The following is a 17,503-nucleotide window of genomic DNA, read 5'->3' as shown; positions in this document are numbered from 1 at the left end:
CCTTTTTTATGGCCGCTCGTTCCTGCTCGGAACCGCGGTTTTCCCCCAGTGTTTGAGCCGCTCTTCTGATGAATCACATCCGCAATTTTTCGATCATCGCGCACATCGACCATGGCAAGTCCACGCTCGCCGATCGCATCATTTCCCTCTGTGGAGGCTTGTCCGATCGCGAGATGAGCGAGCAGGTGCTCGACTCGATGGACATCGAGAAGGAGCGCGGCATCACCATCAAAGCGCAGACTGCAGCACTCAAGTACAAGGCGCGTGACGGGCAGATCTACAACCTGAATCTGATCGACACTCCCGGCCACGTTGACTTCTCTTACGAGGTGTCGCGCTCGCTGTCGGCGTGCGAAGGCGCGCTTCTGGTGGTGGACGCCAGCCAGGGCGTAGAAGCCCAGACCGTGGCCAACTGCTACACCGCGCTCGAACTGGGTGTGGAGGTGGTGCCAGTGCTCAACAAGATGGATCTGCCCAACGCCGATCCCGACAATGCGAAGAGCGAGATCGAGGATGTGATCGGCATTGACGCCACCGACGCCATCCCTTGCTCGGCCAAGACCGGCATGGGCGTCGAAGACATCCTGGAGGCTGTGGTCGCGCGCATTCCCCCCCCCAAGGGCGACCCGGATGCACCGCTGCGCGCCATGATCGTGGACAGCTGGTACGACGCCTACGTGGGTGTGGTGATGCTGGTGCGCGTGGTCGACGGCCACCTGCTCAAGGGTGAGCGTTTCAAGATGATGGCGACCAACACGGTCTACAACGCCGACAGCATGGGCGTGTTCACCCCGGGCAACGAGCCCCGCGAGTCGCTGCAGGCCGGTGAGGTGGGCTACATCATTGCGGGCATCAAGGAGCTGCAGGCGGCCAAGGTGGGCGACACCATCACGCTGGAGAAGAAGCTGCCCAACAACGCGGGCCCGGCCACGGAGGCCTTGCCCGGTTTCAAGGAAGTGCAGCCCCAGGTGTTCGCCGGCCTGTACCCGACCGAAGCCAACCAGTACGACTCGTTGCGAGACGCGTTGGAAAAACTCAAGCTCAACGACGCTTCCCTGCAGTACGAACCCGAAGTGTCGCAGGCGCTGGGCTTTGGCTTTCGATGCGGCTTCCTGGGCCTGCTGCACATGGAGATCGTGCAGGAACGGCTGGAGCGCGAGTTCGACCAGGACCTCATCACGACCGCGCCGAGCGTGGTGTATCAGGTGGTCAAGCCCGACGGCGAGGTGATGATGGTGGAGAACCCGTCCAAGATGCCCGACCAAGGTCGACTGGAAGAGATCCGCGAGCCCATCGTCACGGTGCATCTGTACATGCCGCAGGAATACGTGGGCGCGGTCATGACGCTGGCCAACCAGAAGCGTGGCCTGCAACTCAACATGGCCTACCACGGCAAGCAGGTCATGCTGACCTACGACATGCCGCTGGGCGAGATCGTGCTGGACTTCTTCGACAAGCTCAAGTCGGTGAGCCGCGGTTACGCGTCCATGGACTACGAGTTCAAGGAGTACCGGGCTGCCGACGTGGTCAAGGTCGATATCCTGCTCAATGGCGAGAAGGTCGACGCGTTGTCCATCATCGTGCACCGCTCGCAGTCGCAGTACCGCGGCCGTGCGGTGGTGGCCAAGATGCGCGAGATCATCAGCCGGCAGATGTTCGATGTGGCGATTCAGGCGGCCATTGGCGGCAACGTGATCGCGCGGGAAACCATCAAGGCGCTGCGCAAGAACGTGCTGGCAAAATGCTACGGCGGTGACATCTCCCGCAAACGCAAACTTCTCGAAAAACAGAAAGCAGGCAAGAAGCGCATGAAACAGATCGGCTCGGTGGAAGTTCCCCAGGAGGCGTTCCTCGCCATATTGCAGGTGCAGGACTGATGCAGGCGCTCATGGGAACGGTCACTGCGGTAATCCTGGTGGCCTTTGCGGCCTACACAGGCGCATGGTACACGGGCGTGGTGGAAGGCAACTTCGCCCTCTTGCTGATGCTGGCCACTGTCGTCACGGGTGTGTACTGGTTGGCAGAGAAGGCCGTATTCCTGCCGCAGCGCCGGCGTGCGGTGGAACAACTGCTGTTGGAGCACAACACGCGCAAGGAAGCCTTGATCAAGCAGGGTTTCAGCCAGATAGAGGGCGACGTGGAGCCCGCGCGGCAGAAGCTGCTCGCTCAACCTTGGTGGTTGGACTGGACCGCGGGGCTGTTCCCGGTGATCCTCGCGGTGTTCGTGTTGCGCTCGTTCCTGTTCGAGCCGTTCAAGATTCCGTCGGGCTCCATGATCCCCACCTTGCGGGTCGGCGATCTGATTCTGGTGAACAAATTCCACTACGGCGTGCGCCTGCCGGTATTCAACACCAAGCTGATCGCCAACAACGAGCCTCAGCGCGGCGACGTGATGGTGTTCCGCTACCCACCCCAACCCAGCCTGGACTACATCAAGCGGGTGATCGGCGTGCCCGGCGACGAGGTGGCCTACCTGAACAAACAACTGACCGTCAATGGCAAAGTCGTGCCGCGCGTGGCACAGGCCGATTTCTTTGACAGTGATTCGATGCGCTACTCCAAGCAGTTCGCAGAAACGCTCGACAAGCGCAAGTACAACACCCTCAACGACGATGACCGCCCTGCGTTCATTCCGGGCGCAACCGAATTCCCGTTTGCCGATGGCTGCAAGTACACCGTCGAAGGCGTGACCTGCAAGGTGCCGGCGGGTCACTATTTCATGATGGGTGACAATCGGGACAACTCGCTGGACTCGCGCTACTGGGGATTTGTGCCCGAGCGCAACATCGTTGGCAAGGCCTTTTTCGTCTGGATGAATTTTGGCGACCTGGGGCGCATCGGGTCCTTTGAATGACAACCATCACCCTTGGAGCATGACGTCATGAAACTGAAGCGACAACAACAAGGCCTGACTTTCATGGGCCTGATCGTCGTGGGCATTCTGCTGGCGTTGGCCGGCGTGGTGTTTGCACAGCTGGTGCCTACCTACATTGAATACATCGCCGTGCAGAAGGCGGTGGACAAGGCGGCTGTGGGTACGACGGTGGCTGAAGTGCGCAGCACTTTCGACAAGGCGGCACAGATTGACGACATCCGGACCATCTCGGGCAAGGACCTGGTGGTGGGCAAGGAGGGTGATCGCGTGGTGGTTTCCTTCGCCTACACCCGCGAAGTGCACCTCACCGGCCCAGCGTACCTCGTCATGAAATACGAAGGCCGCTCGAAGTGACATGCAGCCTGGGCAGGGAGCGCTCGATGGAGCGCCCGCATTCTTGAATCCGGAACTCACGGCGCTGCAACGGCGCCTGCAACACAATTTTGCCAATCCACGCTTGCTTGAGCGCGCGCTGACTCACCGCAGTTTCACCGCCGACCACAACGAGCGTCTGGAGTTCCTGGGCGATTCCGTACTCAACCTGGCCGTCTCCGGGCTCCTGTTCGAAAAGCTCAACCAGTTGCCCGAAGGCGATTTGTCTCGCGTTCGCGCGAATCTGGTCAAGCAGGACACCCTGTTCGAGATCGCGTCGCGCCTGAACTTGTCGGCCGGTCTTCGGCTGGGCGATGGCGAAAAGCGCTCGGGTGGGCAGAAACGCCCCTCCATCCTGGCCGACGCACTCGAAGCCGTGATTGGTGCGGTGTACCTGGACGCAGGCTTTGAAGTGGCTGCCGCTTTGGTGCATCGCCTCTACAGCGGTCTGGAGCTCAACGCGCAGATGAGCGCCATGGGCAAGGACCCCAAGACCGAATTGCAGGAGTGGCTGCAGGGGCGCAAAATGAAGCTGCCGGTCTACCGCGTGGTGGCTACGTTGGGCGAGGCGCACAAACAGACCTTCGATGTGGAGTGCACCGTGACCGAGATCGGCCGCAGCGAGCGCGGCATCGGGGCGTCGCGGCGGGCTGGTGAGCAGGCAGCCGCTGCGGCCATGCTGCAGCACCTCACCGCCGATCCCAAGCAGGCCCATGCCTCGCCCACCGCGACCACCGATGTCGCCCATTCCGCCAAGGTACCTTGAAGCCATGCCCCGCACACCTGTGAATCCGCCGTCCAATCCCGACCTTGATGCCATGCTGGCCAAGGCGCTGAGCAAGGAAACGGCTGCCATGCCAGCCGATGCGCCCGCCGAAGAGTTGGCCGAGATCGATCCTGCCGAACAGCGCTGCGGCTACGTGGCCATCGTTGGCAAGCCCAACGTGGGCAAGTCCACTTTGCTCAATGCCTTGGTGGGTCAGAAAGTCAGCATCACCTCGCGCAAGGCGCAGACCACGCGCCACCGCATCACCGGCATGCGCACCGTGGGGCCCACGCAGTTCATCTTCGTGGACACCCCCGGTTTCCAGACCCGTCACGGCAACGCGCTGAACCGCGCGCTGAACAAGACCGTGATGGGCGCCGTGAGCGATGTGGACCTGATCCTCTTCGTGGTGGAGGCTGGACATTTCAATCTGGCCGACGCCAAGGTGCTGTCGCTGCTGCCGGCCAATGTGCCGGTGATTCTGCTGGCCAACAAATTCGACCTGGTGCACCGCCGGGGTGACTTGGCACCGTGGCTGCGCTCCATGCAGGAGCGCCACCCGTTTACCGAGTTCGTGCCCATGTCGGCCAAGACCGCCAAGGACATCGAGCGCCTGTTCGGCATTTGCGAGAAATTCCTGCCGCAGCAGCCCTGGATGCACGACCCGGACGACCTGACCGATCGCAGCGAACGCTTCATGGCCAGCGAGATGGTGCGCGAGAAACTCTTTCGCCTGACCGGCGACGAGTTGCCTTACACCTCCACTGTGATCATCGACAAGTTCGAGGAAGAGGGCGCCCTCAAGCGCATCGCCGCCACCATCGTGGTGGAGCGTGAAGGCCACAAGGGCATGGTGATCGGCGAGGGTGGCGAGAAGCTCAAGCGCATCGGCACCGAGGCCCGCCAGGAGCTCGAAAAACTCTGGGACTGCAAGGTGTTCCTGGAGCTGTGGGTGAAGGTGCGCTCGGGCTGGGCCGACGATGACGCCCGCGTTCGCTCCTTCGGCTACGAGTGAGCCGCCGGCTGCCTGACCCGTGGCCCTGAAACGCGTCACCGAAGAACCCGCCTTCGTGTTGCACCGCTACGACTGGAGTGAAACCAGTCTGGTGCTGGAAGTTTTCACCCGCCACTTTGGACGCATCGCGTTGGTGGCCAAGGGCGTGAAGCGGCCCACCTCCCAGTTCCGTCCTGTGCTGCTGCCCTTGCAGCCCCTGCAGGTGTCGTGGACGGGGGACGCCGAGGTTCGCACGCTCAAGTCGGCGCAATGGCAGGGCGGGCATGTGATGCCCACCGGCGAGGCGCTGATCTCGGGCAGCTACCTCAACGAACTGCTCATGCGCCTGCTGGCGCGCGACGATCCCCACGCCAGCCTGTTTGACCACTTTGCCCTGGCTGTGCAGCTGCTGGCCGAGAAGAGCGATGCGCAGCAGGTGATCCTGCGGGCGTTCGAGCTGCTGTTGCTGCGCGATGCGGGGCTGCTGCCCGACCTGGCGCAGGAGGCCAACACGCTGGCACCTCTCGACCCGGATGTGCTCTACGTGCTCACACCCGAGAGTGGCCTGCGCGCAGCGCATGATGACGATGCACACTCGCTCAGCGGCGAACAGTGGCTCGGACTGCAGGCCGCCTTGGACGGTCCTGCGCCTTTCATCTCCACGCTTCGTGCATGCGCCAGCGCGCTGCAAGCCCTGCGCCCGCAGCTGCGGCACCTGCTGCACTACCATTGCGGCGTGCGGGTGTTCAAGACGCGGCAACTCATGCTGGATGTGCAAGCGATGACGCGGCCCCGTTCCACCGTGACACCCCCACAGGGTGAGGCGGCAACCCCCAACCCCGAGCCTTCCCCATGAACGCGGCCACTACCCCACACCTGCGCACCGCGCTCTCGGTCAACCTCAACAAGGTGGCCCTGGTGCGCAACACCCGCCACCTCGGCATTCCATCGATCACCCGTGCCGCCACGCTGTGCCTCCAGGCCGGCGCGCGCGGCATCACCGTGCATCCGCGCCCGGACGAGCGCCACATCCGTGCGCACGACGTGCACGACCTGTCCGAGCTCATGAAGGCGTGGCCGGACCGGGAATACAACATCGAAGGCAACCCGTTTCACAATCTCATGGGCTTTGTGCGCGAAGTGCGGCCCCATCAGGTCACGTTCGTGCCCGACAGCGAGGGCCAGTTCACCAGCGATCACGGTTGGAGTTTCCCCGCCGATGCCGATCACTTGCGCCCGTTGATCGCCGAGTGTCATGCGCTGGGTGTGCGGGTGAGCCTGTTCATGGACGCGGATGCCCACCAGATGGCCGGCGCGAAGGCCGTGGGCGCCGATCGTGTGGAGCTTTACACCGAGCCCTATGCCGCCGCGTGGCACACGCCGCAGCGGGCTGAGCAGCTCGAGCGTTTTCGCGCCGCCGCTCAGGCCGCGCTGGATACCGGGTTGGGGGTGAACGCAGGCCACGATCTCAACCGCGAGAACCTCACCGCGTTTCTGCGCACCGTGCCCGGTGTGAGCGAGGTGTCGATCGGGCACGCCTTGATGGCCGATGCGCTGGAGCTGGGCTACAGCACCACCATCGCTGAGTACAACCGCTGCATCGCCGAGGCCGGATGATCTTCGGAGTTGGCACCGACATCTGCGACATTCGGCGCATCCAGGCGACGTTCGAGCGCCAGGGCGAGCGCTTCGTGCGCAAGGTGCTGAGCGATGCCGAGTTCGCTGTCTGGCAGAAGCGCAGCGCGCGCTGGCCCCAGCGCGGCTTGCGCTTTCTCGCCACGCGGTTTTCTGCCAAGGAAGCCTTCTCCAAGGCCATTGGTCTCGGCATGCGCATGCCCATGACCTGGCGGCACTGCGAGATCACCAACCTGCCCAGTGGCCAGCCGGTCATCGTGCTGCACGGCGAACTCAAGACCTGGTTCGAAGCCCAGGGCCTGCGCGCGCATGTGACCGTGACCGATGAGACCGACTACGCGGCCAGCTTCGTGGTCGTTGAACGCGACTGACGTCGACCCACCTTTGAGATCCGTATCCATGAACCCACACGCCCCTCTCATCATCGACGTGGCTGGCCATAGCCTCACCACGGTGGACCGCCAGCGCCTGGCCCACCCCCTGGTCGGCGGCGTGATCCTGTTTGGTCGCAACTGGCACGACCGGGTGCAACTCACGCAGCTGTGCCGCCAGATCAAGGCCGTGCGGCCCGACTTGCTGATCGCGGTGGACCACGAGGGCGGTCGCGTGCAGCGCTTCCGCACCGACGGCTTCACCCACCTTCCGCCGATGGCCGCGCTGGGCGCCATGGCGATGCGCCCGGTCAAGGCGGGCGAGCCCGAAGGCGCCCCCACCCTGCAGGCCTGCAACGCGGCCACCGCCGCCGGTTACGTGCTGGGCGCCGAGCTGCGCGCTTGCGGCGTCGACCTGAGCTTCACGCCCGTGCTGGACCTGGACTTTGGCGAGAGCTCGGTGATTGGCGACCGCTCTTTCGGCCGCGATCCGCGCATCGTCACACTGCTTGCGCAGGCATTGATGCACGGCCTGCTGCAAAGCGGCATGGGCAACTGCGGCAAACACTTCCCCGGTCATGGTTTCGTCAAGGCCGATTCACACCAAGCCATTCCGGTGGACCGGCGCAGCCTGAAAGCCATCCTGGCGGAAGACGCCGCGCCTTACGGCTGGCTCTCGGCCAGCCTGCAGGCCGTGATGCCCGCCCACGTGATCTACCCCAAGGTCGACCAGCGTCCCGCAGGCTTTTCCGCACGATGGCTGCAGGAGGTGCTGCGCCACCGCCTGGGCTTCACCGGCGCCATCTTCAGCGACGACCTCAGCATGGCCGCGGCGCGGCAGATCGATGGTCAGGCGGTGAGCTTCACTGCTGCAGCACTGGCCGCCTTGCAAGCAGGCTGCGACATGGTCCTGCTGTGCAACCAGTCGGTGGAAGAGGGCGGCGCTCCGATCGACGAAGCCATCAACGATCTGTCAAAGGCCTGCCTGCAGGGCGACTGGATGCCCAACCCGGCGAGCGAAGAGCGGCGCCGGGCCTTGCTGCCGCGCGCGGCAGCGCGCGATTGGGATGCCTTGATGGTGGGTGAGCGCTACATGCAGGCGCTCTCGCTGCTGCCCGATTGAGGCAGGGCGCGGTGATCAGTTCTCCAGTCCCAGCTTGTCCAGCAGGTCCGATACCAGCTCCAGGCGCAGCAGCGGGTTGTCCAGCGCCATCAAGCGCTGCTTGAGTTCGGCTGGTGCCGGCAACAACTCGGCCCAGCGGTTGGCCACCCAGCCGCTGTCGTCCCAGTGGTAAGGCGGTTGCAACGGCAATTGCTCCAGGTTTTCGGGGTCGCGCTCCTGCAGGTTGTGCAGCAGGCGCTGCAGCGCATCGCGGGTGTTTGCCAGGTCGGGCGGCACGGCCACCACTGTCTCGTGCTCGTCCAGCGTCACGTCGGCCACCCACAGGCCGTGCGGCAACTGGCTGCGACGGTTGACGTGGAAGCGTTGCAGGCCGCGGCATTTGATGACCATGAGTCCAGGCTGAGGCCGCTCCAGGCTTTCGATCTGGGCCAGGGTGCCCACTGCGTGAAACACTTCCTTGGCGAAACCGTCTCCGGTGGGCGCCGCCGAGGGGTTGATCCGCCGCACCTCGCTGCCTTCACTCAGGCACACCACGCCAAACGGCGCGCCGGCTTTGTGGCAGCGGCCGATCATGTCGAGGTAGCGCACCTCGAAGATGCGAAGCGGCAACCATCCGCCAGGAAACAGGACGGTCTGCAGCGGAAACAAGGGGAGCTGAGACAGCGTGAGCGCCTCGGCCGGCGCGGAATTCAATCGTTGACCACCGCGTCGGCGCTCTGGCGCTGCAGCATCGCCAGGGTGTTGGCGATGGTGGCGCGCAGCTCGCGTCGATCGGAGATGAAATCGACCGCGCCTTTGGTTTGCAGGAACTCGGCGCGCTGGAAGCCTTCGGGCAGCTTCACTCGCACGGTGTTCTCGATCACGCGCGGGCCGGCAAAGCCGATCAGGGCCTTGGGCTCGGCGATCACCACGTCGCCCAGGAAGGCGAAGCCCGCGCTCACGCCGCCCATGGTCGGGTCGGTGAGCACGCTGATGTAGGGCAGGCCCTTTTTGGCCAGGCGCGTGAGGGAAGCGTTGGTCTTGGCCATCTGCATGAGCGAGAGCAGGCCTTCCTGCATGCGCGCGCCACCGGTGGCCGTGAAGCACACAAACGGCACTTTTTGCGCAATGGCTTCCTCCACGCCACGCACGAAGCGCTCGCCGACCACCGAACCCATGGAGCCGCCCATGAAGTCGAATTCAAAGCACGCCACCACCAGGCTGATGCCGTGTACCGCGCCGCCCATGACGATCAGCGCATCGGTCTCGCCGGTGGTCTCCAGCGCGTCCTTCAGGCGCTCGGGGTACTTGCGACTGTCCTTGAACTTGAGGGCGTCGACCGGCAGCACTTCCTGGGCGAGTTCGTAGCGACCTTCGGCATCCAGAAACGCGTTGAGTCGCGCACGCGCGCCGATGCGGTGGTGGTGGCTGCAGTGCGGGCAGACGTTCTGGTTCTTCTCCAGATCGTTCTTGTACAGCACGGCCTCGCAGCTCGGGCACTTGATCCACAAGCCCTCCGGCACGCTGCGGCGTTCGGTCGGGTCGGTGGGGGTGATCTTGGGGGGCAGCAGTTTTTCGAGCCAGGACATGTGGTTTTCTCCATGCGGATGCGCCCCAAGGACGCCATCCGGAATTATGCGTCGAGTGCCTTGCGGATCGTGCGAATGAAGTTGGACGCCACGGCCACCACTTTTTCGTGCGGTTCGTTGTCGATCAACTGGATGATCTTGCTGCCGATCACCACGGCGTCGGCGGAACGGCTGATGGCTCGCGCCGTTTCCGCGTCGCGGATGCCGAAGCCCACGCCCACGGGCACGCTCACGTGCGAACGGATGCGAGGCAACATGGCCTCGACCTGGCCCACATCGAGCGTACCGGCGCCGGTCACGCCTTTGAGCGACACGTAGTACACATAGCCCGTGGCCACGCGCGCCACCTGCGCCATGCGCTCGTCGGTGGAGGTGGGGGCCAGCAGGAAAATCAGGTCCATGCCGTGTTCGCGCAACGAGGCGGCAAAGTCCTCGCACTCCTCTGGCGGGTAGTCCACGATCAACACGCCGTCCACGCCGGCGGTCGATGCGTCGCGCACAAACGCGCCCGCGCCGTGCTTCTGGTCGTAGCGTTCCACCGGGTTGGCGTAGCCCATGAGCACCACGGGTGTGGTGTCGTTGCGCTCGCGAAAGCTGCGCACCATGGCAATGACCTGGGTGAGGCCAATGCCGGCCGCCAGCGCGCGATCACCGGCCTTCTGGATCACCGGGCCGTCGGCCGACGGGTCGGAGAAGGGCACGCCGAGCTCGATCACGTCGGCACCCGCCTCGGCCATGCCGTGCATGAGATCGGGCGTGATGTCCGCGTAAGGAAAACCGGCGGTGACGAATGGGATGAGTGCCTTGCGGTCCTGCTTCTTCAACGCTGCAAAGGTGGTGTCGATGCGGCTCATTTCTTCACCTCGATGGTGGCCACGCCACCTTTGACCGACTGCCCGCGGCAGCTCGGTCGACAATAAAAATCGGCATTGGACAGGTCGGCCACGGTGCCGATGTCCTTGTCGCCGCGGCCAGAAAGGTTGACCAGGATCGACTGGTCGGGCTTCATGGTCCTGGCCAGCTTCATGGCGTAGGCCACGGCATGGCTCGACTCGAGCGCGGGGATGATGCCTTCGGTGCGGCACAGGTAGTGGAAAGCCTCCAGCGCCTCGGCATCGGTGATGCCCACGTACTCGGCGCGGCCGATGTCTTTCAGGAACGCGTGCTCGGGGCCGACACCAGGGTAGTCCAGGCCGGCGCTCACGCTGTGGGTCTCGGTGACTTGGCCGTTGTCGTCCTGAAGCACATAGGTGCGGTTGCCGTGCAGCACGCCCGGGCTGCCTTTTTGCAGCGAGGCCGAGTGTTTGCCACTCTCCATGCCTTCGCCGGCGGCTTCCACACCGATCAGGCGTGTCTTCGGGTGGTTGATGTAGGGGTAGAAGATGCCCATGGCGTTGCTGCCGCCACCCACGCAGGCGATCACCGCGTCGGGTTGTTCGTTGGTGCAACCTGCGGCGGCGAGCATCTCGGGCATCTGCACCAGGCACTCTTCGCCGATCACGCTCTGGAAGTCGCGCACCATCATCGGGTAGGGGTGCGGGCCTGCCACGGTGCCGATGATGTAGAAGGTGTTGTCCACGTTGGCGACCCAGTCGCGCATGGCCTCGTTGAGCGCGTCTTTGAGCGTGCGGCTGCCGGAATCGACCGGCACCACCGTGGCACCCAGCAGCTTCATGCGGTAGACGTTGGGGCTTTGGCGCTTGACGTCTTCGCTGCCCATGTACACCACGCATTCCAGTCCGTAGCGCGCGCAGATGGTGGCGGTGGCCACACCGTGCTGGCCGGCGCCCGTCTCGGCAATGATGCGCGGCTTGCCCATGCGCCTGGCCAACATGGCCTGACCGATGGTGTTGTTGATCTTGTGCGCGCCGGTGTGGTTGAGGTCTTCACGCTTCAGGAAGATCTGCGCTCCACCTGTTTCTCGGCTCATGCGCGCGGCATGGTAGACCGGGCTGGGCCGGCCCACGAAGTGCGCCAGTTCGTTCTTGAATTCAGCGAGGAACTCGGGATCGTGCTGGTACCGGGCGTATGCCGCCTTGAGTTCGTTGATGGCGTGGGTGAGCGTTTCACTCACGAAGCTGCCGCCGTAAATGCCGAAGTGGCCGCGGGCATCGGGTTGCTGGTAAGTCTGCATGGGGTGATCTCGGTTCGACTGCCCAACCCAAGATCGGGAACGATCAGGGCAGGCGGGAAAGGTGTTCATCGGCTGCCCGAACGGCAGCGACAAAGGCGTTCATGAGGTCCGGGTTCTTGATGCCCTTGGACACCTCGACGCCGGAACTCACGTCAACGGCCCAGGGCCGCACGCACGTGATGCCATCGGTCACGTTTGCAGGCGTGAGTCCACCAGACAAAACGAGGCGAGAGCTGGCGTTTAGAAGCGGATGTGACCAAGGAAATGCCGTCCAGTCGAAGGATTGACCGCCACCGCCGTAGCCTTCGACGTGTGCGTCGAGCAGGATGGCCTGGGCTGCCGAGAAGTCAGAGGCGTATTTTAGGAGATCGAAGTCATGCCCGGCGAATCCTGCGGGTATGCGTGCCGCGCGCACAAAGGGCCGGCCTGCTGTCAAGCATTCGGCGGGTGACTCGTCACCGTGGAATTGCAGCAAGGCGTTGGGCACTTCAGCGCAACCTCGCTGGATGTGTTCAGGGCTGGCGTTGACGACCAGCAGCACTGGCGTCACGAAGGGCGGCAGGTGCCGAGCGAGTTCGCCAGCACGCTCGGGCGTGACGTGGCGCGGGCTCTTGTCGTACAGCACGAAGCCCACGGCATCGGCGCCGGCGTGGGCGGCCGCGTCCACATCGGCCTCGCGCGTGAGGCCGCAGATCTTGATGCGCGTGCGGTGAGTGTTCATGGCAACCAGTCGAAGGTGGGCGTGCGTTGTGGCAAGCCCCATGCCGGATCGTAGACCGGTCCGAGGAAATACAGGCCGTCAGGGGAAAAGGTGGGGGCGGCCACGTCCCGGCTGCGAGCCAGCAGCACCTCGGTCATCCACTCGGGTGGACGGCTGCCATTGCCGATGGCGATCAGGCAGCCCATGATGTTGCGGATCATGTGGTGAAGAAATGCCGACGCCTCGAACTCGAAGCGCCAGTAGGCGCCGCGGCGCGTGACCTCGGCGCGCATCAGGCGCTTGATCGGCGAATGGGCCTGGCACTGGGCGGCACGGAAGGAGGAAAAATCGTGTTCACCCACCAGCGTCTGCGCGGCTTGCACCATGGGCTCCAGGGTCATTGGGCGAAACACCCAGCCCACTTGACCAGCGTCCACGCTGGGCCTCACGGGGGACTCGAGCAGCACGTACGCATAGCGGCGCGAGCGTGCGCTGCCGCGAGCGTGGAAGCTGCTGTCGACGTGACGCGCCCACTGGATCGCAATGTCGGAGGGCAAGAAGCTGTTGGTGCCCCGTACCCAGGCGTTTTCGTCACGATCCAGCAGGGTGTCGAAGTGCACCACCTGCATGAGACCGTGCACGCCCGAGTCGGTGCGGCCAGCGCACAGGGTTTTGATGGGCTCGACGGCCCCGAAGCTGGTGAGGGCCTGCTCCAGCTTGTCCTGCACGGTTCGACCCCCCAGCTGACTCTGCCAGCCTTCGTAGGCCCGGCCGTTGTAGCTCACACCCAAGGCGATGCGAGTCAGGTCAGGCACGGAATTCCGCGAGGTCTGTCGCTGATCCGAGGGGTTCGGTTCGTGGTTGGCTGAGCGGTTCAAGCCAGATCGGCCAGGAAGGTGCCAGCTTTCGTCTTGAGCGAGCCAGACGCTTCCGCCAGCACTTCTTCGGCCAACGATCGAGCACCTTCGAAGTCACCAATCGCGCGGAATTCCTCGGCCAGCGAGAGCTTGGTTTCCAGGGGGTTCTCCTGGCCCGAACCATCGCCGGAGGCATGGGTGTCCTCTGCTGGTGAGTCCAGATCGAGGCTGAGGTCGTTCAGATCAAACGTCATCAACTCGGGAGAGCCCGCCAGGGAAGCCTTCGCCGCGGGTGCTGGAGAAATCGCTTCGGCGGGAAAATCCATGTCGAGACCGAAATCCGGTGTTTCCTCACTCATGTCGAAAGTGGGCGCGTCCTGAGCAGCCTGCATGGCAGGGGAGGCATCTCCGGGCGCTGGGGTTGCGTTCAACACCGAGGTCTGCAGGTGATCGGGCTGCGACGGAAAGTCGAGGTCGAAGTCCATCGACATGGACGACGGACCGGACGTTTCAGCCGCTTGGCTGGTCAATGCTTCCGTGGACTGCAGGTCTCCCATGTCCGACATGGGCACATCGCGTGCCATATCGGCCGGCGCCGCGTCGATGTGTTCTTCCGGTTGGGGTTCTTCGTCCAGCGAGAAGTCCAGGTCGAGATCAAGATCGAGGTCGCCCGTGCCCGAGGCCTGAGCCCCTGAAGAATCTGACATCGTGCTGCTTGCGAACGGCATGGTGTTGGCACCGGCACCCACAAAGCTTTCCACGGCGCCAGACTTGGTGATGGGTTTGCCACCCGGCTGGTACAGGGGGTTGTTCGGATCCAGTTCCTTGCCCAGTTCGCATGCGCGATCCCACTCGGGGCCCTGGCCTTGCGTCAGGCCGAAAGCTTCGGTTGCCACCACCTCGAAGGCCCTGGCGTCGCGCCGCTTGGCGTAAATCTCCAACAGCTTGTTGTGAATGGCCACGCGGGTCGGCGTGCTGCGCATCGCTTCCTTGAGGATCTCCTCGGCCTGCAGATCGCGTCCGTAGGCGAGGTACACGTCCGCCTCCGCCACGGGGTCCACATCGCCTGCCGCATCGAGCTGGCTGGGTGAATACACCATTGAAGATCCGGAGGCGACGGACTCTGCTGTGTCGATGCGCTGCCCACCGCTGGATCCGAAGAAAGAGTCGGGTTGCAACCGGCTTTCCAGGAACGAGCTGTCGACACTGGAGCCACCTTTGCGCTGGCGCATGCGGTAGATGCCGAAGCCAGCCAGCAGAGCCAGCAGGCCGCCGGCCAGCGGCAGCATCAAGGGGTTGTCCCGCAATTGATCGATGAACGAAGGCTCGTCTGGCAGCGGCACGGGTGCTGGTGGAGGTGCCTGGGGGGATGGCGTTGGAGTGGGGGCTGGCGCGGGGGCATCAGCAGCCACTGGTGGCGCAGCTGGCGGCGTCGCCGGCGTGGCGGCGTCGGGCGTTGGCGTTGCGGTGGTCACTGCCGGCGCTGGACTGCTCGGCGAGGGAGGCGTTGCTGGTGCGGCGGGCGTCGCAGCCGGAGCGGTGGCTGCAGGCGCCGTGGCTGCAGGCGAAGGCGTGCCGAGTTTGGACAGTTCTTCGATGTTGCGCGAGAGCTCGGCCACGCGGGTCGATGCTTCCTTGGCCTGGCGATCCTTGGCGATCTGTTCTTCGCTGGCAGTCTGCGCGGGTGTCGCCCCTTTGGACAGCGTGAGCTTGTCCGCAGCGGGAGCTGCGGGCGCCGCGTCTTTCACTTCAGCCTGCACACGTCCGGCCGCCTGGCGATCTGCAACGCCAACCTCGGCCTCCGGTGCAGCACCGGCCAGACGCCGGCGGAAATCGTTGAAATCACGGCTTTGGGCCGCGATGGTTTGCCGGGCCTCACCAGCGCTGACGGCCCCCGCCTGATCGGCAGTCGGGAGATCGACCACTGCGCCGGCCTTGATCCGGTTGACATTGCCACCGATGAATGCGTTCGGGCTGGAGCGAAGCATGGCAACGAGCATCTGGTCCAACGACACGTTGGCCGGTTTGTTGGCTGCTGCAATGCGGCCGGCGGTATCGCCTGCCTGGACGCGCACTTGTCCGCCACCGGCGGAGCCGATGGGCGCCGGGCTTGGGGTTGTGCGCGGGGGCTGTGCAGGTGCCGCCGGTGCAGGAGCTGCAGGGCGGCTCACCGAAGGTGCCGGTGTGGCTTGCGCCGCAGGCGGCAGGGGCGTGCTGGGCAGCACTGGCTGGGCACGTGTGGGCGCGGGCGGTGAACTCACACCGGGTGCAACAGGAGCGGGCTGAGGCGCGGGGCGCAGGTTGGGCGGATCAAAAAGAAGGGTGTAGTCGCGCACGATCCGACCGGATGCCCAGTTGGCTTCCACGATCAAGTCCACGAAAGGCTCGTTCACCGGGCGAGGACTGGTCAGTCGAAGGAATGACCGACCATCGGCGCGCTTTTGCAGCGAAATCTGCAGTCCGGCCAGTGCCGCGTTCATCTCCATCCCGGAGCCCCGAAAGGTCTCGGCAGATGCCAGTCCCACCCGAAGGCTCGCCGCCTCTTCAGCGTTGATGTCTGGAACGTCGATCTCCGCTCTCAGGGGTTCGCCGAGTGCAGATTGCACGACCACTCGACCCAACGCCAGCGCTTGAGCAGCACCGTGGTGTGTGAGCGTGGCACACAGCAAGGCGGCCGCGGCGATTGCTTGCAAGCCACCAAACCCGGTGATTTGTCGCACCTGGCGCGCCGATTGGAATGGGGTAGGGCGGGGTTTGAATGGCACTTGGACCTCGAAGGAAAAAACCTAATTTTGACCTTAACATCAACGGATTACGGTGACAAGCTGAGAATCCGCTTGAGTTTCCCAGCTCACCGCCTGTCGTGTTTGGCCCTTGAATTTACGTTGCTGACTTGCAACGAATCATTTCCACATATTTCCATGCCGCGCCCCCAAGCGCCTGACCAGGCGGGTTCAGGCGGCGAGCAGGATTCGCAACATGCGGCGAAGTGGCTCGGCTGCGCCCCACAGCAACTGGTCCCCAATGGTGAATGCGCCCAGGTATTCGGGGCCCATGGCCAGCTTGCGGATGCGACCGACCGGAATCATCATGGTGCCGGTCACGGCCACCGGAGTCAGGTCCTTGATCGTCGCCTCGCGCGTGTTCGGCACCACTTTGACCCAGGCGTTGTCGGCCGCGATCATGGCTTCGATATCGGCCAGGGGCACGTCCTTCTTGAGCTTGAAGGTGAGGGCCTGGCTGTGGCAGCGCATGGCACCCACACGCACACAGAAGCCGTCCACAGGAATGGCCGGCGCGCTGAAGCCCTCGCCCATGCCGAGGATCTTGTTGGTCTCGGCCATGCCTTTCCACTCTTCCTTGGACATGCCGTTGCCCAGGTCCTTGTCGATCCAGGGGATCAGCGAGCCACCCAGCGGGACGCCGAAGTTGGCGGTCTCGGCGCTGGTCAGTGCGCGTTGCTTGGCGATCACCTTGCGGTCGATCTCCAGAATGGCGCTCTTGGGGTCGTCCAGCAGTGACTTCACTTCGGCATTGAGCGTGCCGTACTGCGTAAGCAGCTCGCGCATGTGTTGCGCACCACCGCCCGATGCGGCCTGGTAGGTCTGTGTGCTCATCCACTCGATCAGACCGGCCTTGTACAGCGCGCCCACGCCCATGAGCATGCAGCTTACGGTGCAGTTTCCGCCAATCCAGTTCTTGCCACCGCTGCTCAAGGCGGTCTTGATCACGGGCATGTTGACCGGGTCCAGGATGATGACCGCGTCCTTGTCCATGCGCAGGGTTGAGGCAGCGTCGATCCAGTGGCCGTTCCAGCCCGCGGCGCGCAGCTTGGGGAACACTTCACTGGTGTAGTCACCACCCTGTGCGGTGACGATGATGTCGCAGCGCTTGAGGGCAGCGATATCGTGCGCATCCTGCAGCGTGGTTTCGTTCTTCGCCATCGCCGGGGCCTTGCCGCCGGCATTGGAGGTGGAGAAAAACAGTGGTTCGATCAGGTCGAAGTCGCTTTCCGCGACCATGCGGTCCATCAGCACGGAGCCGACCATGCCGCGCCATCCAACGAGTCCTACGAGTTTCATGTCAACGCCCTTAAGTTAAAAAACCG

The 17,503-nt window shown here is 64.1% G+C and carries 17 protein-coding genes; 9 read left to right on the top strand and 8 right to left on the bottom strand.

The window, feature by feature from the left end:
- Positions 1-68: 68 nt before the first annotated feature.
- Genes lepA through nagZ form a run of 9 tightly spaced genes read left to right on the top strand, consistent with a single transcriptional unit; the run spans position 69 to position 8,136 of the window.
- The gene (gene lepA / locus ASE11_RS12435; protein WP_056271538.1) at positions 69-1,877 is read left to right on the top strand and encodes a translation elongation factor 4; all 1,809 of its coding nucleotides are present in this window, start codon (positions 69-71) and stop codon (positions 1,875-1,877) included.
- Positions 1,877-2,854: a signal peptidase I gene (gene lepB, locus ASE11_RS12430; protein ID WP_056271535.1), complete on the top strand. Its 978-nt coding sequence runs from the start codon at positions 1,877-1,879 to the stop codon at positions 2,852-2,854. The genes lepA and lepB overlap by 1 nt, the downstream gene beginning before the upstream one ends.
- 27 nt (positions 2,855-2,881) lie before the next feature.
- Positions 2,882-3,229, top strand: coding sequence for a DUF4845 domain-containing protein (locus ASE11_RS12425; protein ID WP_056271532.1), 348 nt, complete (start codon positions 2,882-2,884; stop codon positions 3,227-3,229).
- 43 nt (positions 3,230-3,272) lie between these two features.
- Complete coding sequence (gene rnc / locus ASE11_RS12420; protein ID WP_056272210.1) at positions 3,273-4,013, top strand: ribonuclease III; 741 nt, start codon at positions 3,273-3,275, stop codon at positions 4,011-4,013.
- 4 nt (positions 4,014-4,017) lie between these two features.
- Complete coding sequence (era, locus tag ASE11_RS12415; RefSeq protein ID WP_056271527.1) at positions 4,018-5,028, top strand: GTPase Era; 1,011 nt, start codon at positions 4,018-4,020, stop codon at positions 5,026-5,028.
- A gap of 19 nt (positions 5,029-5,047) precedes the next feature.
- Positions 5,048-5,863 carry a DNA repair protein RecO gene (gene recO, locus ASE11_RS12410; RefSeq protein ID WP_056271524.1) on the top strand — a complete coding sequence of 272 codons (816 nt, stop codon included), beginning with the start codon at positions 5,048-5,050 and terminating at the stop codon, positions 5,861-5,863.
- Positions 5,860-6,624 (top strand): pyridoxine 5'-phosphate synthase, encoded by a 765-nt coding sequence (locus tag ASE11_RS12405; protein WP_056271520.1) that lies wholly within the window; start codon positions 5,860-5,862, stop codon positions 6,622-6,624. Before recO ends, ASE11_RS12405 begins: the two co-directional genes overlap by 4 nt.
- Positions 6,621-7,013 (top strand): holo-ACP synthase, encoded by a 393-nt coding sequence (acpS, locus tag ASE11_RS12400; protein ID WP_056271517.1) that lies wholly within the window; start codon positions 6,621-6,623, stop codon positions 7,011-7,013. Before ASE11_RS12405 ends, acpS begins: the two co-directional genes overlap by 4 nt.
- A 28-nt stretch (positions 7,014-7,041) precedes the next feature.
- On the top strand, positions 7,042-8,136 hold the full coding sequence (gene nagZ, locus ASE11_RS12395) for a beta-N-acetylhexosaminidase (protein WP_056271514.1): 1,095 nt from the start codon (positions 7,042-7,044) through the stop codon (positions 8,134-8,136).
- Between the two features lie 15 nt (positions 8,137-8,151).
- Here the strand turns inward: nagZ and ASE11_RS12390 are convergent, their stop codons facing one another.
- The 8 genes from ASE11_RS12390 to asd all read right to left on the bottom strand — a co-directional run bounded on the left by ASE11_RS12390 (position 8,152) and on the right by asd (position 17,477).
- The gene (locus ASE11_RS12390; RefSeq protein WP_056271510.1) at positions 8,152-8,829 is read right to left on the bottom strand and encodes an LON peptidase substrate-binding domain-containing protein; all 678 of its coding nucleotides are present in this window, start codon (positions 8,827-8,829) and stop codon (positions 8,152-8,154) included.
- The gene (gene accD / locus ASE11_RS12385; RefSeq protein ID WP_056271506.1) at positions 8,826-9,704 is read right to left on the bottom strand and encodes an acetyl-CoA carboxylase, carboxyltransferase subunit beta; all 879 of its coding nucleotides are present in this window, start codon (positions 9,702-9,704) and stop codon (positions 8,826-8,828) included. Before accD ends, ASE11_RS12390 begins: the two co-directional genes overlap by 4 nt.
- A gap of 44 nt (positions 9,705-9,748) precedes the next feature.
- Positions 9,749-10,558 carry a tryptophan synthase subunit alpha gene (trpA, locus tag ASE11_RS12380; RefSeq protein ID WP_056271503.1) on the bottom strand — a complete coding sequence of 270 codons (810 nt, stop codon included), beginning with the start codon at positions 10,556-10,558 and terminating at the stop codon, positions 9,749-9,751.
- Entirely contained in the window at positions 10,555-11,838 is a 1,284-nt protein-coding gene (gene trpB / locus ASE11_RS12375) for a tryptophan synthase subunit beta (RefSeq protein ID WP_056271500.1), read from the bottom strand. The genes trpA and trpB overlap by 4 nt, the downstream gene beginning before the upstream one ends.
- A 43-nt stretch (positions 11,839-11,881) precedes the next feature.
- Positions 11,882-12,559 (bottom strand): phosphoribosylanthranilate isomerase, encoded by a 678-nt coding sequence (locus ASE11_RS12370; protein WP_056271497.1) that lies wholly within the window; start codon positions 12,557-12,559, stop codon positions 11,882-11,884.
- Positions 12,556-13,344 (bottom strand): tRNA pseudouridine(38-40) synthase TruA, encoded by a 789-nt coding sequence (gene truA / locus ASE11_RS12365; protein ID WP_056272207.1) that lies wholly within the window; start codon positions 13,342-13,344, stop codon positions 12,556-12,558. The genes ASE11_RS12370 and truA overlap by 4 nt, the downstream gene beginning before the upstream one ends.
- 68 nt (positions 13,345-13,412) lie before the next feature.
- Complete coding sequence (locus tag ASE11_RS12360; protein ID WP_235501278.1) at positions 13,413-16,088, bottom strand: FimV/HubP family polar landmark protein; 2,676 nt, start codon at positions 16,086-16,088, stop codon at positions 13,413-13,415.
- 261 nt (positions 16,089-16,349) lie between these two features.
- The gene (gene asd / locus ASE11_RS12355; RefSeq protein WP_056271494.1) at positions 16,350-17,477 is read right to left on the bottom strand and encodes an aspartate-semialdehyde dehydrogenase; all 1,128 of its coding nucleotides are present in this window, start codon (positions 17,475-17,477) and stop codon (positions 16,350-16,352) included.
- Between the last annotated feature and the right edge of the window lie 26 nt (positions 17,478-17,503).

It is taken from the genome of Hydrogenophaga sp. Root209, assembly GCF_001428625.1.
Lineage (GTDB): Bacteria > Pseudomonadota > Gammaproteobacteria > Burkholderiales > Burkholderiaceae_C > Hydrogenophaga.
Note: the sequence above shows the minus strand (reverse complement) of the source record. Positions and strands in the feature narration are given on the sequence as shown.

What these genes read in the sequence shown, in the direction of transcription:
- ASE11_RS12370 (WP_056271497.1), bottom strand. Translation starts at nt 12,559, where the DNA reads ATGAACACTCACCGCACGCGCATCAAGATCTGCGGCCTCACGCGCGAG.
- asd (WP_056271494.1), bottom strand. Translation starts at nt 17,477, where the DNA reads ATGAAACTCGTAGGACTCGTTGGATGGCGCGGCATGGTCGGCTCCGTG.
- era (WP_056271527.1), top strand. Translation starts at nt 4,018, where the DNA reads ATGCCCCGCACACCTGTGAATCCGCCGTCCAATCCCGACCTTGATGCC.
- trpB (WP_056271500.1), bottom strand. Translation starts at nt 11,838, where the DNA reads ATGCAGACTTACCAGCAACCCGATGCCCGCGGCCACTTCGGCATTTAC.
- accD (WP_056271506.1), bottom strand. Translation starts at nt 9,704, where the DNA reads ATGTCCTGGCTCGAAAAACTGCTGCCCCCCAAGATCACCCCCACCGAC.
- lepB (WP_056271535.1), top strand. Translation starts at nt 1,877, where the DNA reads ATGCAGGCGCTCATGGGAACGGTCACTGCGGTAATCCTGGTGGCCTTT.
- nagZ (WP_056271514.1), top strand. Translation starts at nt 7,042, where the DNA reads ATGAACCCACACGCCCCTCTCATCATCGACGTGGCTGGCCATAGCCTC.
- ASE11_RS12425 (WP_056271532.1), top strand. Translation starts at nt 2,882, where the DNA reads ATGAAACTGAAGCGACAACAACAAGGCCTGACTTTCATGGGCCTGATC.
- ASE11_RS12405 (WP_056271520.1), top strand. Translation starts at nt 5,860, where the DNA reads ATGAACGCGGCCACTACCCCACACCTGCGCACCGCGCTCTCGGTCAAC.
- acpS (WP_056271517.1), top strand. Translation starts at nt 6,621, where the DNA reads ATGATCTTCGGAGTTGGCACCGACATCTGCGACATTCGGCGCATCCAG.
- lepA (WP_056271538.1), top strand. Translation starts at nt 69, where the DNA reads ATGAATCACATCCGCAATTTTTCGATCATCGCGCACATCGACCATGGC.
- trpA (WP_056271503.1), bottom strand. Translation starts at nt 10,558, where the DNA reads ATGAGCCGCATCGACACCACCTTTGCAGCGTTGAAGAAGCAGGACCGC.